Source organism: Paraburkholderia silviterrae (assembly GCF_004353915.1).
In the GTDB taxonomy this organism is placed as follows: domain Bacteria; phylum Pseudomonadota; class Gammaproteobacteria; order Burkholderiales; family Burkholderiaceae; genus Paraburkholderia; species Paraburkholderia silviterrae.
In genome coordinates this window covers 1-13292 of record NZ_SMRP01000021.1, presented here as the reverse complement: position 1 = coordinate 13292, position 13292 = coordinate 1, and the positions used below count along the sequence as shown (strand labels likewise).

The window sequence follows — 13292 nt, the reverse complement described above, 5'->3', positions numbered from 1 at the left end:
TTACGCGCTGCGCGCCTTCGACTGCTTCAGGAAATTCTCGAAGAGCGCGTGGCCGTGCTCGGAGAGGATCGATTCCGGATGGAACTGCACGCCTTCCACCTCGAGTTCGCGGTGACGCACGCCCATGATTTCGCCGTCGTCGGTCCATGCCGAGACTTCGAGGCAGTCAGGCAGCGACTCGCGCTCGATGGCGAGCGAGTGATAGCGCGTCACGTTGAAGTGCTTCGGCAGGTCCGAGAACACGCCCTTGCAGTCGGTCTCGATCTGGCTGACCTTGCCGTGCATGATGGTCTTCGCGCGCACGACGCGTCCGCCGAATGCCTCGCCGATGGCCTGATGGCCGAGGCACACGCCGAGAATCGGAATCTGGCCGGAGAATTCGCGCAGCACGTCGAGCGTGATGCCCGCGTGCTGCGGGTTGCTCGGTCCCGGCGAGAGGCAGATGCGCTCGGGGTTGAGCTTTGCGATTTCGTCGAGGGTGATTTCGTCGTTGCGGTACGTGTGGACGTCTTCGCCGAGTTCGCCGAAGTACTGGACGATGTTGTAGGTAAACGAATCGTAGTTGTCGATCATGAGCAACATGGTCTTGTCTCCGCTCAGAAGTCGCTGTCGAGGCCGTCCTGCACCTGCTCGGCGGCGCGCAGCACGGCGCGCGCCTTGTTCTCGGTTTCCAGCCATTCGGACTCGGGCACCGAATCCGCGACGATGCCCGCCGCGGCCTGCACATACAGATTGCCGTTGTGGATGAGGCCGGTGCGGATCGCAATCGCGAGGTCCATCTCGCCGTTGAACGAGAGATAGCCGACCGCGCCGCCGTAGAGGCCGCGCTTCACGGGCTCGAGCTCGTCGATCAACTCCATCGCGCGCACCTTGGGCGCGCCCGAGAGCGTGCCGGCCGGGAAGGTCGCGCGCAGCACGTCGTAGTTCGTCATGCCGGGCTTGAGCTTGCCTTCCACCGAGCTCACGATGTGCTGCACGTGCGAGTACTTTTCGATGACCATCTTGTCGGTCACGGCCACCGAGCCGATCTCGGCGATGCGGCCCACGTCGTTGCGCGCGAGGTCGATCAGCATGACGTGCTCGGCGATTTCCTTCGGATCGTTGAGCAGCTCGGTCGCGAGCTCGGCGTCGCGCTCGGGCGTGTTGCCGCGCGGGCGCGTGCCCGCGAGCGGACGGATCGTCACGATGCGGTCTTCGCCGCGCTGTTCCTGGCGCACCAGAATCTCCGGCGAGGCGCCCACCACGTGGAAGTCGCCGAAGTTGTAGTAGTACATGTACGGCGACGGGTTCAGCGAGCGCAGCGCGCGGTAGAGCGAGAGCGGATTGTCGCGATACGGCTTGGAGATGCGCTGGCCCACCTGCACCTGCATCAGCTCGCCGGCGGCGATGTACTCCTTCGCCTTGCGCACGGCGGCGAGGTAATCGTCCTTCTTGAACTCGCGATAGGTGTCGGTGCGCACGCTCGCCGAGGTCACCGGCGGCTGCACCGTCGCGCGCAGGCGCTGCTTGAGCTCGCGCAGGCGGTGCCTGGCCTTCGTGTAGGCCTCGGGCGTTTGCGGATCGGCGTAGACGATCAGGTAGAGCTTGCCCGCGAGATTGTCGATGACCGCGACTTCCTCGGTCAGCAGCAGCTGGATATCGGGCAGGCCGAGATCGTCGGGCGGGCAGGTATCGGCGAGCTTTTTCTCGATGTAGCGCACCGCGTCGTAGCCGAAGTAGCCGGCGAGACCGCCGCAGAAGCGCGGCAGGCCGGGGCGCTGCGCGACCTTGAAGCGCGCCTGGTATTGCGCGATGAATTCGAGCGGATCGCCCTCGTGGGTTTCCGTGACCTGGCCGTCGCGCACGACTTCCGAGACGCCATTGCGTGTGCGGATCAAGGAGCGTGCGGGCAGGCCGATGAACGAGTAGCGCCCGAAGCGCTCGCCGCCCACCACGGACTCCAGCAGGAACGAGTTGGCGCCGCCGCGCTCGGGCTGCGCGAGCTTCAGGTACAGCGAGAGCGGCGTTTCGAGATCGGCGAGCGCTTCGGCGATCAGCGGGATGCGGTTGTAGCCCTCGTTGGCGAGGGACTGAAATTCGAGTTCGGTCATGTTCCGATCCTGTGCGTGCTGCCGGTCGCGACGTCGGGTGCGGGCCCAGTGCGGCTCAAAAAGGGGCGCGGCGTGTGCGCGATGGCGTCTGTTTTGAGTGCTTGATTGCGCTGGCGAAACGTTCGTGGCTCGGTTGTCGCTCATTCTGCCGGGCATCACGAAAACGCTTGCCAGGCCGGCTGCGGCATCGCGGCGACGGGTGCGAGGCGTAGGCGTTAGCGTGCCCTGGCAGGTGGGGCGCGTCGAGGACAACTTACGGACGACGAAACCACACGCAAGGACAGCGAAAGACCACGGCCGGACCAGCCGACGGGTTACCGCAACAGTTTAGATTCGAGACACGCGCGAGTGCGCAGCGAAGTAAAAAACGGAGCTGAAGAAGGGCTTGCGCGCGACTTCAGCGAACCTCGGGAGAGGTTAGCGCGACCAGCGACGCCAGGGCCAGGCTCCCCGGTCGATGCTGCTCAGACTCCGTTTTTTATTCAGAAACATGAGGATAAGGTGACTGTAAGTCGAGAACTCAGGTCAGAAGATTGTGCGCTGCGACAGCCTTGGCGGCGTCGAGCAGCGAGGCAACTATACCATCCGACTCAATTTTTTGTACAGGCTGGCCGTGATTGTAGCCGTAAGGCACCGTGAGCGTGGCCATGCCCGCCGCGCGGCCCGCAAGCGCATCGTTCTCCGAATCGCCGATGGCGACCGCCGCTTGCGGCGGCACGCCCAGACGCTCGCACGCGGTGAGCATGGGCAGCGGATCGGGCTTCTTCTTCGGCAGGCTGTCGCCGCCCAGCACGACTTCGAAGTATCGCGCGAGGCCGTATTGCTGCAGCAGCTCCACGGCGAAGCGATGCGGCTTGTTGGTCACGCACGCGAGCTTGATGCCCGCGTCGCGCAGCGCGGCGAGACCCGCTTCCACGTTCGGATACAGACGCGTGTGGCGACCGTTGATCTTCGCGTACTCGTCCTGGTAGAGCGCGAGCGCCTCGTCGAAGCGCGCCTCGACGTGGTCGGCGTGAAAGCGCGGCGCGAGCACGCTGCGGATCAGATGCTCCGAGCCCTTGCCCACGTAGCCCATCACTTCCTCGCGCGTGGTTTCTTCCGCGTCGAGCTGCGCGAGCATGCCGTTCAGGCCCGCGGCGAAGTCGTCGGCGGTGTCGACCATGGTGCCGTCGAGGTCGATCAGCGCTGCTTCGATGCGCGGCGCCTTGAACTGGACGGCCGCGCTCATTGCGCGTTGCCGGCGTTGGCGCTCACGCTCGCGAGCTGGGCGCGCATCTGGTCGATCACGGCCTTGTAGTCGGGCTTGCCGAAGATCGCCGAGCCGGCCACGAAGGTGTCCGCACCCGCCGCCGCGATTTCGGCGATGTTATCGACCTTCACGCCGCCGTCGACTTCGAGATGGATCTCGCGGCCCGTGCGCGCGGTGTAGGCGTCGATCTTCGCGCGCGCTTCGCGCAGCTTGTTGAGCGCCTCGGGAATGAACGACTGGCCGCCGAAGCCCGGATTCACCGACATGATGAGGATGAGGTCGAGCTTGTCCATCACATGGTCGAGGTAGTTCAGCGGCGTGGCCGGGTTGAACACGAGGCCGGCCTTGCAACCGTGGTCGTGGATCAGCGAAAGCGTGCGGTCGATATGGTCCGAGCCCTCGGGGTGAAAGCTGATGAGGTTCGCGCCGGCTTTGGCGAAGTCGGGCACGATGCGGTCGACGGGGCGCACCATCAGATGCACGTCGATGGGTACGTTCACGTGGGGGCGGATCGCCTCGCACACGAGCGGGCCGATGGTGAGGTTCGGCACGTAATGGTTGTCCATCACGTCGAAGTGGATCCAGTCGGCGCCGGCTTCTACGACGTTACGGACTTCCTCGCCAAGACGCGCGAAGTCGGCGGAAAGGATGCTGGGGGCGATGCGGAATTGCGTCATGGCGGCAATCGGAAAACTGACGGAAAAACCGTATTTTACCGTCAGGCCGAGGCCCGGCAGGGCGCCGCGCGCCAGTTTCCTGTGATGTTGGGCGTTTGGCCGGGGCAGGGCGTTCGAGCGTCGCGCAGGCGGCGCGGCTGCTGGCGTACTTCTTGGCGTACTTCCTGGCGGGTTTCCTGGTTGCGGGAGGCGTGCGGCCCGCTGTCGCGCCTGGCTTGACCGCGCGCACCGGGCCCTCGCTCGGGCTGCGCCGGGTTGCGGGTGCCGTCGGCATCAAGGAGAATGCACTTCAATGTGCCCCGCATGGCGGGTGCCATGCGAGCCCGGTGCTTTTTGCACAGGGCGTCTCGACGATGATGGCAACGCGCGGTGAGTGCGCGCGCCAGCCGACCGTAATACCGGCCGAGAGGCCGGCAATTGGAACAAGGATGAGCCAGTACGAATTCAGCGTGACCTCGCAGGTGCGCTACCTGCCCGAAGAATCGGACCCCGAGCGCAGGCAATACGCCTTCGCGTACACGCTGACTATTCGCAACACCGGACAGGTGAGCGCCCAGCTCATCGCACGGCACTGGGTCATCACCGACAGCGAAAATCACGTACAGGAAGTCAAGGGGCTCGGCGTTGTCGGGCACCAGCCGCTTCTGAAGCCGGGCGAGCAGTTCGAGTACACGAGCTGGGCCGTGATCGCCACGCCCGTGGGCACGATGCGCGGCGAGTACTTTTGCGTGGCCGAGGACGCTGAGCGCTTCGAGGCACCCGTGCCCGAGTTCGTCCTGCGCATGCCGCGTACGCTGCACTGAACCCCTTTGAACCGTTGCCCGTATTCGGGGGCGAGGGCCTGTTATTAGCGGGAACAGGCCCTAGTCACGCTGGTCGTGCGGGGCGCGCTTTTTCCTGCCTGACGCGGTCCACACAACGATGAAAATCAACAGGAACAGCGCGAGCAGCGCTTCCAGCCCAAATATGAGCATCGGGTATTCGTCGAGCAGATCTGACATGGTGGCATCCATCGAGAACAAGGATTGTAGGCGGCATTCGAGGCTCGAATGGGGTCTTGGCGTGACAGCCGCGTTGACCCCCTCACCGGCGAGCGCGTTGGCGTCAGATTGTGCGCCGGAATCGGCCCGCCGTTTTGGCGTGATCCCGGGATTAACTGCCGCGCGTGAACGTGCGCGCCGCCTTTTCGCGAGACGCGCAGCGATGCGGCTGAGTAGTCGGATTGGCGGCTGGTTCGGCGCGCTTTCGCTGGCCGCGCTGCTCGCCGCGTGCGGCGGCCCGAGCTACGTGCACACCACAGCGCCCAAGGGCACGCCCACGCTGCCCGGGCAGATCGCCGCCGCGCGCCTCACGCCGGTTGCGTGGCAGCAGGTGCCGGGCTGGCAGGACGACTCGCTGATTGGCGCCACCGCGGCGCTGCGCGAGAACTGCTCGCGCCTCGCGCGCGAGCCGCGCTGGCAGCGCGCTTGCACGGCGGCCTTGCAACTCGACGATCTCGACGCCGCCGGCACGCGCACATTCTTCGAGACGTACTTCACGCCCTATCAATTCGCCAACAACGACGGCACGCTCGACGGCCTCGTGACCGGCTACTACGAGCCGCTGCTGCGCGGCTCGCGCACGCGTCATGGCGTCTATCAGACGGCGCTGTATCGCTGGCCTGCCGGATATCGCGCGGGCGCCGCGCTGCCGGCGCGCGCGCAACTCGAGCGCGCGGGCATCCTGAACGGCAACGAGCTCGTCTGGGTCGACGACCCGATCGAGGCGTTCTTCCTGCAAGTGCAGGGGTCGGGGCGCGTCGTCATGGAAGACGGCAGCGTGATGCGCGTAGGCTTCGGCGGCACCAACAATCAGCCCTACAAATCGATTGGCCGCTGGCTGCTCGATCGCGGCGAGCTCACGCCCGCGCAGGCCACCATGCAGGGCATCAAGGCATGGGCGCGCGCGAATCCGACGCGCGTCGACGCGCTGCTCGACACCAACCCGCGCTTCGTGTTCTTCCGCGAGATGCCGTCGGCCGAAGGCGCACCGCAAGGCGGCGCCGACGGCCCGATTGGCGCGCTGGGCGTGCCGCTCACGCCGGAGCGTTCGATTGCGGTCGATCCGTCGTCGATTCCGCTTGGCACGCCGGTCTTTCTTCAGACCACGCGTCCGCTCACGAACACGCCGCTGAACCGGCTCGTGTTCGCGCAGGACACGGGTTCGGCGATCAAGGGCGGCGTGCGCGCCGATTACTTCTGGGGCCTCGGCGACGACGCCGGCGATCTGGCTGGCAAGATGAAGCAGGGCGGCCGCATGTGGCTGCTGTTCCCCAACTCCTGAGCGTCGCGCAGGAAGTGCGCATGTGAAAAAGCCGGCACATTGTTGCCGGCTTTTTCGTTAGCGCGCCAATCGACCTCTTGCGGGGGCAATCAGCACGATGGGTGCGCGACTTCCTGTGCGCAGCGCGCGCAGGGGCAGCTTACTTCGGCCGCTTGTCGATCACGCGCCTGGCCTTGCCGACGGACCGCTCGATGCCGTTCACCTCCAGCACATTCACCTGCGCAGTCACGCCGATCAGCGACTTGATGTCGTACGCGAGGGCCTTGCGCGCGGCGTCGAGCGCGCCATAGTCGGGTGCGGTTTCTGGGCACGGCTCGCAGTTGAGCGTCATGACGTCCATCGGACCTTCCTTGGTCAGGATGATCTGATAGTGCGGCGCGAGCGCATGCTGCTTGAGCAACAGTTCCTCGATCTGCGTGGGGAACACGTTCACGCCGCGGATGATGAGCATGTCGTCCGAGCGGCCCGTGATCTTTTCCATGCGGCGCATGGTGCGCGCCGTGCCGGGCAACAGACGCGTGAGGTCGCGCGTGCGATAGCGGACGATGGGCAACGCCTCTTTCGTGAGCGAGGTGAAGACCAGCTCGCCGAACTCGCCGTCGGGCAGCACTTCGCCCGTTTCCGGGTTAATGATCTCGGGATAGAAGTGGTCTTCCCAGATCGTCGGGCCGTCCTTGGTTTCCGCGCACTCGGAAGCCACACCCGGGCCCATCACTTCGGACAGACCGTAGATGTCGACCGCCGTGATGCCCATGCGCTGTTCGATGGCCGCGCGCATGTCGTTGGTCCACGGCTCCGCGCCGAAGATGCCGATGCGCAGCGAGCACGTGGCCGGATCGATGCCCTGACGCTCCATTTCGTCGGCGATCGCGAGCATGTAGCTCGGCGTGACCATGATGATGTCGGGGCGGAAGTCCTGGATCAGCTGAACCTGCTTTTCGGTCTGGCCGCCGCCGAACGGAATTACCGTGAGACCTGCGCGCTCCGCGCCGTAGTGCGCGCCAAGACCACCCGTGAAGAGACCGTAACCGTAGCTGATGTGCACCTTGTCGCCGCGCCGCGCGCCTGCCGCGCGCACCGAGCGTGCGACGAGATTCGCCCAGGTGTCGATGTCGCGCGCCGTGTAGGCCACGACGGTCGGCTTGCCGGTCGTGCCCGACGACGCGTGAATGCGCGAGATCTGGTCCTGCGGCACTGCGAACATCCCGAACGGATAGTTGTCGCGCAGGTCCTTCTTGGTCGTGAACGGGAAGCGCGCGAGGTCGGCGAGCGACTTCAGTTCGGACGGATGCACGCCGGCTTCGTCGAACTTGCGGCGATAGACGGGCGAATTCTCGTACGCATGATTGAGCGACCATTTCAGCCGTTCGAGCTGAAGCGCCGCGAGTTCGTCGCGGCTGGCCGTTTCGATGGGCTCGAGCGGCAGCGGGGTAGTCATCGATGTCTCCTCAAACTTCACTTAATGGAATGCGGGTCGTGCGGATCGGGGCGCGCCGCGTTAGTCCGCAACGGGAATCACGTTGCCGCGAATCTGCGCGGACTTGCCTCTGAACATGGCGACGGTTTCGCCTGCCCGGTTCGTCACGCGGATGTCGTAAATGCCGTTGCGCCCGGAAAGCACCTGCTCGACAGCTTCGGCGGTGAGCACGTCATCGGGCTGAACCGGCCGCAGGAACTCGATCGAGCAGCCCGCTGCGACGGTGTTCACGTTGTACGTGTTGCAGGCGAATGCGAAGGTCGAGTCGGCGAGCGTGAAGATCAGGCCGCCGTGGCAGATCTGGTGGCCGTTGAGGAACTCGGGGCGTACGGCCATGCGCAGGCGCGCGTAGCCCGCGCGCACCTCGAGCAGCTCCATGCCGAGCGCGCGACTGCAGCCGTCGGCCTCGTACATGGCTTGCGCCGTGGCGCGTGCGAGTTCGTCGGGCGTCATGTCGGCGAGCGCCGCGGCTTGTGTGGACATCGATGCGTTCATCTCAACGCCCCTCGAAGCGCGGCGCGCGTTTTTCGATGAAGGCCTGCACGCCTTCGGCGTAATCATGCGACGCGCCCAACTCGCGCTGCAGGTCGCGTTCGAGATCGAGTTGCTGATCGAGCGTGTTCGTTGTCGAGGCGCGCAACGCTTCGCGCGTGGCGACGATCGCGCGTGTGGGCTGCTTTGCGAGCTGCAGGGCGAGCGCCGCGGCCGTCGTGGCGAGTTCGGCGTCGTCCGTCACCTGCCAGACGAGGCCCCAGCTTTCGGCCTTTTCGGCGCCGAGCTTGTCGCCCGTCATGGCGAGGCCGAGCGCGCGCGCCATGCCAACGCGCTTGGGCAGGAACCACGTGCCGCCTGAGTCGGGCACGAGGCCGATCTTCACGAACGCCTGAATGAAGCTGGCGGAGCGCGCGGCGAGCACGAGGTCGCAGGCGAACGCGAGATTCGCGCCCGCGCCGGCCGCAGTGCCGTTGACGGCGGCGATGACGGGCATGGGCAGCGCTTGCAGGCGCTTGATCAGCGGGTTGAAATGCTCTTCGATGAGCGCGCCGAGGTCAGTCATCGCGCCGGGCGTGAAATCGAGGTCGGCGAGATCCTGGCCAGCGCAGAAGCCGCGGCCCGCGCCGGTGAGCACGAGTGCGCGCGCGCCGGCGGCGGTGACCTCGTCGAGCGCCGCGGCGAGTTCGCGGTGCATGGCGCGCGTGAAGCTGTTGAGCTTGTCCGGGCGGTTCAGCGTGATCGTGGCCACGCGCGTGGATGTGTCGATTTCGACGCGGATCGCATCGTAGGGCATCGGTTGTCTCCTGTGTCGACCGCACTTGGCGCTTTAGCGCTTAGTGCGGTCCCATGCTTCGCGGTCGGCCGCACCAGGCGCTTCGCCCAGCGGATACCGCGCCGTTCCTTTCCTTGCAGCTCAGACGCGCTCGATCGCCAGCGCGATACCCTGGCCGACACCGATACACATCGTGCAAAGCGCGTAGCGCCTCTGGGTGCGCTCGAGCTGATGCAGCGCGGTCGTGACGAGCCGCGCGCCCGATGCGCCAAGCGGGTGGCCCAGCGCAATGGCGCCGCCATTCGGGTTCACACGCGGGTCGTCGTCGGCAATGCCGAGCGCGCGCAGCACCGCGAGACCTTGCGACGCAAACGCTTCATTGAGCTCGATGACGTCGAACTGGTCGAGCGTCATGCCCAGTTGCTTGAGCAGCTTTTGCGTGGCGGGCGCGGGGCCAAAGCCCATAATGCGCGGCGCAACACCGGCCGTTGCCATGCCAAGCACGCGCGCGCGGCGGCGCAGGCCATACTGGCTCGCGGCTTCCTCATTCGCGAGCAGCAGGGCGCAGGCGCCGTCGTTGACACCCGATGCGTTGCCGGCCGTGACGGTGCCGTCCGGTTTGACGACGCCCTTGAGCTTGCCGAGCGCTTCGAGCGACGTCTCGCGCGGATGCTCGTCGAGCGTCACGCGTACCGGATCGCCTTTCTTCTGCACAATCTCGACCGCGACGATTTCCTGCGCGAGCGTGCCGTCTTTCTGCGCCCGTGCTGCCTTCTGCTGACTGCGCAGCGCGAACGCGTCCTGATCGGCGCGGCTGATGTCGAACTCGACCGCGACGTTTTCCGCAGTTTCGGGCATCGAATCGACGCCGTATTGCTGCTTCATCAGCTTGTTCACGAAGCGCCAGCCGATGGTGGTGTCATAGATGGCGGCGTCGCGCGAAAAGGCCGATGCGGCTTTGCCCATCACGAACGGCGCGCGCGTCATGCTTTCCACACCGCCCGCGATCATCAGGCGTGCTTCGCCGGCCTTGATGGCGCGCGCGGCGCTGCCGATGGCGTCGAGGCCCGAGCCGCACAGGCGGTTGAGCGTGCCGCCGGGCGCATCCGTGGGCAGCCCCGCGAGCAGCGCGGCCATGCGCGCAACGTTGCGGTTGTCTTCGCCGGCCTGGTTGGCGCAACCGTAGAGCACGTCGTCGAGCGCGCTCCAGTCCACGCCGGGGTTGCGCTCGACGAGCGCACGAATGGGCACGGCGGCGAGGTCGTCGGCGCGCACGTCTTTCAAGGCGCCGCCGTAGCGGCCAAACGGAGTGCGAATCGCGTCGCAGATATAGGCTTCGGTCATCTCGGATTCCTGCGGCATGAGCGCGGAAGTGCGCTCATGCCTTGCATGCTAGAGGGACGGGGAGTGGGGCGCCATTCGGCCAAACGGCATAGACCGTTCAGCCGACTGCAACCGGAGCCGCTTTCGGTTCAACATGAACGCGGCTCTGAACCACACGGAAGCGGTTCGCGACGAACGCGGCATCGGCCAGCGCGGCGTTCGCGGCCGGGTTCGCGCCGGTGCCGTGGAAGTCCGAAAAGGCCGCGGACTGATTCACGAACACGCCGCCCGTGAGGTTGATCGAAAGTGCCACGCCGCCGGTGATCGCGGCTTCGTGGGCGGCTTCGATCACGACGTCGTCGGTGCTGTAGACCGAGAGCGTGAGCGCGCCATGGTCGCGTGCGGTTGCGCCAGCCATTTCAAGCGACTGAGCGGTCGAGTCGGTGGCGATCACGAACGAGATCGGGCCGAACCATTCGCGCGTGAACGAGGTCGCGTCGCGCGCGGCGTCGAGCGAGAGCACGAGCGGCGTGCGCACGCGCGCGCCGGCGAATTGCGGGTGTTCGAGCGACTGGCTGTCGGCGAGCACAGTGCCCAACTTGCGTGCTTCGTCGATGCGCGCCGTAACGCCTTCGTTCTGGATCGCGCCGAGCACTTCCACGGCGCGGGCGGGATCGGACACGAACTTCTGCACGGCGCCTGCGATCGCCTGTGCGACGGCCTCGAAGCTAACGTGACCATCGGCGGTCTGAATACCGTCACGCGGCACATAGATATTCTGCGGCGCGGTGCACATCTGGCCCGAATAGAGCGAGAGCGAGAAGGCGATGTTGCGCGCGGCGGCCTTCAGGTCGGCCACGGAATCGATCACGATCTGATTCACACCGGCCTTCTCGGTGTAGACCTGCGCCTGGTGCGCATGCTGTTCGAGCCAGTCGCCGTTCTGCGAGCTGCCGGTGAAGTCGATCAGCTTGATCTCCGGGCGCAGCGCGAGTTGCTGAACGAGCGCGCCGTCGTTGGGATCGGTGGCAAGCAGCGTGACTACGTTCGGATCGAAGCCGGCTTCGCGCAGCACTTCGCGCGCGATGCGCACGGTGACCGCGAGCGGCAGGATCGCGCCCGGGTGCGGCTTGACGATCACAGTGTTGCCCGTCGCCAGATCGGCGAACAGGCCGGGGTAGCCGTTCCAGGTCGGGAACGTGCAGCAGCCGAGCACGAGACCAGTGCCGCGCGGCACGACGGTAAAACGCTTTTGCATCGCGAGCGGCGGGTTCTTGCCTTGCGGCTTTTCCCAATGCGCGTCGGCGGGAATGCGGCGCAGCTGGTCCCAGGCGTAGGTGAGCGCTTCGAGCGCGCGGTCCTGAGCGTGCGGGCCGCCGGCCTGGAAGGCCATCATGAAGGCCTGCCCCGTCGTGTGCATCACGCTAAAGGCGATTTCGAAGCTCGCGCGGTTCAGGCGCTCGAGTATTTCGAGGCTCACGCCCACCCACGCCTCTGGGCCGGCGGCGCGCCAGTCGCGTTGTGCTGTTTGTGCGGCTTCGATGAGTTGATCGGGCGTCGACTTCGGATAGCGCGCACCGATCGCGAAGCCGAACGGCGAGGTCTCGCTGCCTACGGTTTCGCCGGTGCCCGGCTGGTCCAGTTCGAAGGTGCGATTCAGATGAGCTTTGAACGCGGCTTCGCCGTCTGCAGTGGCCGATTCCCCGTACACTTTGGGGCTCGGCATTTCGGCGAACGGGCTCCAGTAGCCGCGCGTCTCGATGGCTGCAAGCGCTTTTTGCAGCATGGCTTCGTGCTTGGCGAACAACGGATGTGTCATGGCTCAACGTTGATTGAGAGGTTGGAGGAGGCCCGTGTCAATTAATTGACCGACCGGTTGGTTGGTGAATGTTAGCATTAGTCAAACTTCGGCGTGAAAAATTTTTTGGGGACTTTTCTTTGATGGAAGGAGGACGTATGGGGTACGAAAACATCCTGGTCGAGACGCGCGGCAAAGTCGGCCTGATCACGTTGAACCGTCCGAAGGCGCTCAACGCGCTGAACGACGCGTTGATGGACGAATTGGGCGCTGCGCTGAAGGCGTTCGACGCCGACGAGGGCATCGGCGCGATCGTCATTACAGGCAGCGAGAAAGCGTTCGCGGCGGGCGCCGACATCGGCATGATGGCGACCTACAGCTTCATGGACGTCTATAAGGGCGACTACATCACGCGCAACTGGGAGACGATCCGCACGATCCGCAAGCCGATCATTGCGGCCGTCGCGGGCTTTGCTCTGGGCGGTGGCTGCGAACTGGCGATGATGTGCGACATCATCCTTGCCGCGGACACTGCCAAGTTTGGGCAGCCTGAAATCAAGCTGGGCGTGATCCCCGGCGCGGGTGGCACGCAGCGGCTGCCGCGTGCGGTGTCGAAGGCAAAGGCCATGGATCTGTGCCTGACCGCTCGCATGATGGATGCGGCGGAAGCCGAGCGCGCGGGCTTGGTCTCGCGCGTGATTCCTGCGGCGGATCTCCTGAACGAAGCGCTCGCTGCGGCCACGACGATTAGCGAGTACTCGCTGCCCGCCGTCATGATGGCCAAGGAGGCGGTAAATCGCGCGTACGAAACGACGCTCGCCGAGGGGGTGCACTTCGAGCGCCGGATGTTCCACTCGCTCTTTGCGACGGAGGATCAGAAGGAAGGGATGGCGGCCTTCGTGGAGAAGCGCAAACCCGTCTTCAAGAACAAATAAGTAGCGACACCGTGTGCGCTGGCGGCTGCGAGCGGCTGCCAGTTTCAGCGCAGGCGGATTTTTTTCGCCTACCCCTTGCGGCGCAGACGCAGGGGCGCTAAGATTCGCCCCCTTCGCTTCCTGCAGTACCGGCAGCGAAGGCCCGCCGCGAGAA

General features: G+C 65.6%; 13 protein-coding genes. 3 read left to right on the top strand and 10 right to left on the bottom strand.

From position 1 onward, the window contains the following. From EYW47_RS29770 to rpe, 4 genes are all read right to left on the bottom strand, one after another. Entirely contained in the window at positions 1-582 is a 582-nt protein-coding gene (locus EYW47_RS29770; RefSeq protein ID WP_133198425.1) for an aminodeoxychorismate/anthranilate synthase component II, read from the bottom strand. 14 nt (positions 583-596) lie between these two features. Then, on the bottom strand, positions 597-2090 hold the full coding sequence (trpE, locus tag EYW47_RS29765; RefSeq protein ID WP_133198424.1) for an anthranilate synthase component I: 1494 nt from the start codon (positions 2088-2090) through the stop codon (positions 597-599). A 520-nt stretch (positions 2091-2610) separates the two neighbouring features. Beyond that, entirely contained in the window at positions 2611-3318 is a 708-nt protein-coding gene (locus EYW47_RS29760; RefSeq protein ID WP_133198423.1) for a phosphoglycolate phosphatase, read from the bottom strand. Continuing rightward, positions 3315-4016, bottom strand: coding sequence for a ribulose-phosphate 3-epimerase (gene rpe, locus EYW47_RS29755; RefSeq protein ID WP_133198422.1), 702 nt, complete (start codon positions 4014-4016; stop codon positions 3315-3317). Before rpe ends, EYW47_RS29760 begins: the two co-directional genes overlap by 4 nt. Before the next feature lie 428 nt (positions 4017-4444). On the opposite strand from rpe, the gene apaG reads away from it, so the two are divergent. After that, positions 4445-4819, top strand: a complete 375-nt coding sequence (apaG, locus tag EYW47_RS29750; protein ID WP_028208771.1) for a Co2+/Mg2+ efflux protein ApaG — start codon at positions 4445-4447, stop codon at positions 4817-4819. A gap of 60 nt (positions 4820-4879) precedes the next feature. Here apaG and EYW47_RS41080 read toward each other — a convergent pair whose 3' ends face one another. After that, a complete protein-coding gene (locus EYW47_RS41080; RefSeq protein ID WP_165976715.1) occupies positions 4880-5017 on the bottom strand; it encodes a hypothetical protein in 138 nt (45 codons plus the stop codon). A 202-nt stretch (positions 5018-5219) separates the two neighbouring features. On the opposite strand from EYW47_RS41080, the gene mltA reads away from it, so the two are divergent. Then, complete coding sequence (gene mltA, locus EYW47_RS29745; RefSeq protein ID WP_133198421.1) at positions 5220-6338, top strand: murein transglycosylase A; 1119 nt, start codon at positions 5220-5222, stop codon at positions 6336-6338. A gap of 139 nt (positions 6339-6477) precedes the next feature. On the opposite strand, the gene paaK is transcribed toward mltA, so the two are convergent. From paaK to paaN, 5 genes are all read right to left on the bottom strand, one after another. Beyond that, the gene (gene paaK / locus EYW47_RS29740) at positions 6478-7776 is read right to left on the bottom strand and encodes a phenylacetate--CoA ligase PaaK (RefSeq protein ID WP_133198420.1); all 1299 of its coding nucleotides are present in this window, start codon (positions 7774-7776) and stop codon (positions 6478-6480) included. Positions 7777-7836: 60 nt separating this feature from the next. After that, positions 7837-8298, bottom strand: a complete 462-nt coding sequence (paaI, locus tag EYW47_RS29735; protein ID WP_165976714.1) for a hydroxyphenylacetyl-CoA thioesterase PaaI — start codon at positions 8296-8298, stop codon at positions 7837-7839. 13 nt (positions 8299-8311) lie between these two features. After that, positions 8312-9103 (bottom strand): 2-(1,2-epoxy-1,2-dihydrophenyl)acetyl-CoA isomerase PaaG, encoded by a 792-nt coding sequence (gene paaG / locus EYW47_RS29730; protein ID WP_133198419.1) that lies wholly within the window; start codon positions 9101-9103, stop codon positions 8312-8314. 120 nt (positions 9104-9223) lie between these two features. Then, a complete protein-coding gene (pcaF, locus tag EYW47_RS29725; RefSeq protein ID WP_133198418.1) occupies positions 9224-10426 on the bottom strand; it encodes a 3-oxoadipyl-CoA thiolase in 1203 nt (400 codons plus the stop codon). 97 nt (positions 10427-10523) lie between these two features. Continuing rightward, on the bottom strand, positions 10524-12224 hold the full coding sequence (gene paaN / locus EYW47_RS29720; protein ID WP_133198417.1) for a phenylacetic acid degradation protein PaaN: 1701 nt from the start codon (positions 12222-12224) through the stop codon (positions 10524-10526). 137 nt (positions 12225-12361) lie between these two features. On the opposite strand from paaN, the gene EYW47_RS29715 reads away from it, so the two are divergent. After that, positions 12362-13138, top strand: coding sequence for an enoyl-CoA hydratase (locus EYW47_RS29715; RefSeq protein WP_028218380.1), 777 nt, complete (start codon positions 12362-12364; stop codon positions 13136-13138). Positions 13139-13292: the final 154 nt, after the last annotated feature.

Bases quoted from the DNA above. Each gene is read 5' to 3' on its own strand.
- EYW47_RS29770 (WP_133198425.1), bottom strand. From the start codon at position 582: ATGTTGCTCATGATCGACAACTACGATTCGTTTACCTACAACATCGTC.
- trpE (WP_133198424.1), bottom strand. From the start codon at position 2,090: ATGACCGAACTCGAATTTCAGTCCCTCGCCAACGAGGGCTACAACCGC.
- EYW47_RS29760 (WP_133198423.1), bottom strand. From the start codon at position 3,318: ATGAGCGCGGCCGTCCAGTTCAAGGCGCCGCGCATCGAAGCAGCGCTG.
- rpe (WP_133198422.1), bottom strand. From the start codon at position 4,016: ATGACGCAATTCCGCATCGCCCCCAGCATCCTTTCCGCCGACTTCGCG.
- apaG (WP_028208771.1), top strand. From the start codon at position 4,445: ATGAGCCAGTACGAATTCAGCGTGACCTCGCAGGTGCGCTACCTGCCC.
- EYW47_RS41080 (WP_165976715.1), bottom strand. From the start codon at position 5,017: ATGTCAGATCTGCTCGACGAATACCCGATGCTCATATTTGGGCTGGAA.
- mltA (WP_133198421.1), top strand. From the start codon at position 5,220: ATGCGGCTGAGTAGTCGGATTGGCGGCTGGTTCGGCGCGCTTTCGCTG.
- paaK (WP_133198420.1), bottom strand. From the start codon at position 7,776: ATGACTACCCCGCTGCCGCTCGAGCCCATCGAAACGGCCAGCCGCGAC.
- paaI (WP_165976714.1), bottom strand. From the start codon at position 8,298: ATGTCCACACAAGCCGCGGCGCTCGCCGACATGACGCCCGACGAACTC.
- paaG (WP_133198419.1), bottom strand. From the start codon at position 9,103: ATGCCCTACGATGCGATCCGCGTCGAAATCGACACATCCACGCGCGTG.
- pcaF (WP_133198418.1), bottom strand. From the start codon at position 10,426: ATGACCGAAGCCTATATCTGCGACGCGATTCGCACTCCGTTTGGCCGC.
- paaN (WP_133198417.1), bottom strand. From the start codon at position 12,224: ATGACACATCCGTTGTTCGCCAAGCACGAAGCCATGCTGCAAAAAGCG.
- EYW47_RS29715 (WP_028218380.1), top strand. From the start codon at position 12,362: ATGGGGTACGAAAACATCCTGGTCGAGACGCGCGGCAAAGTCGGCCTG.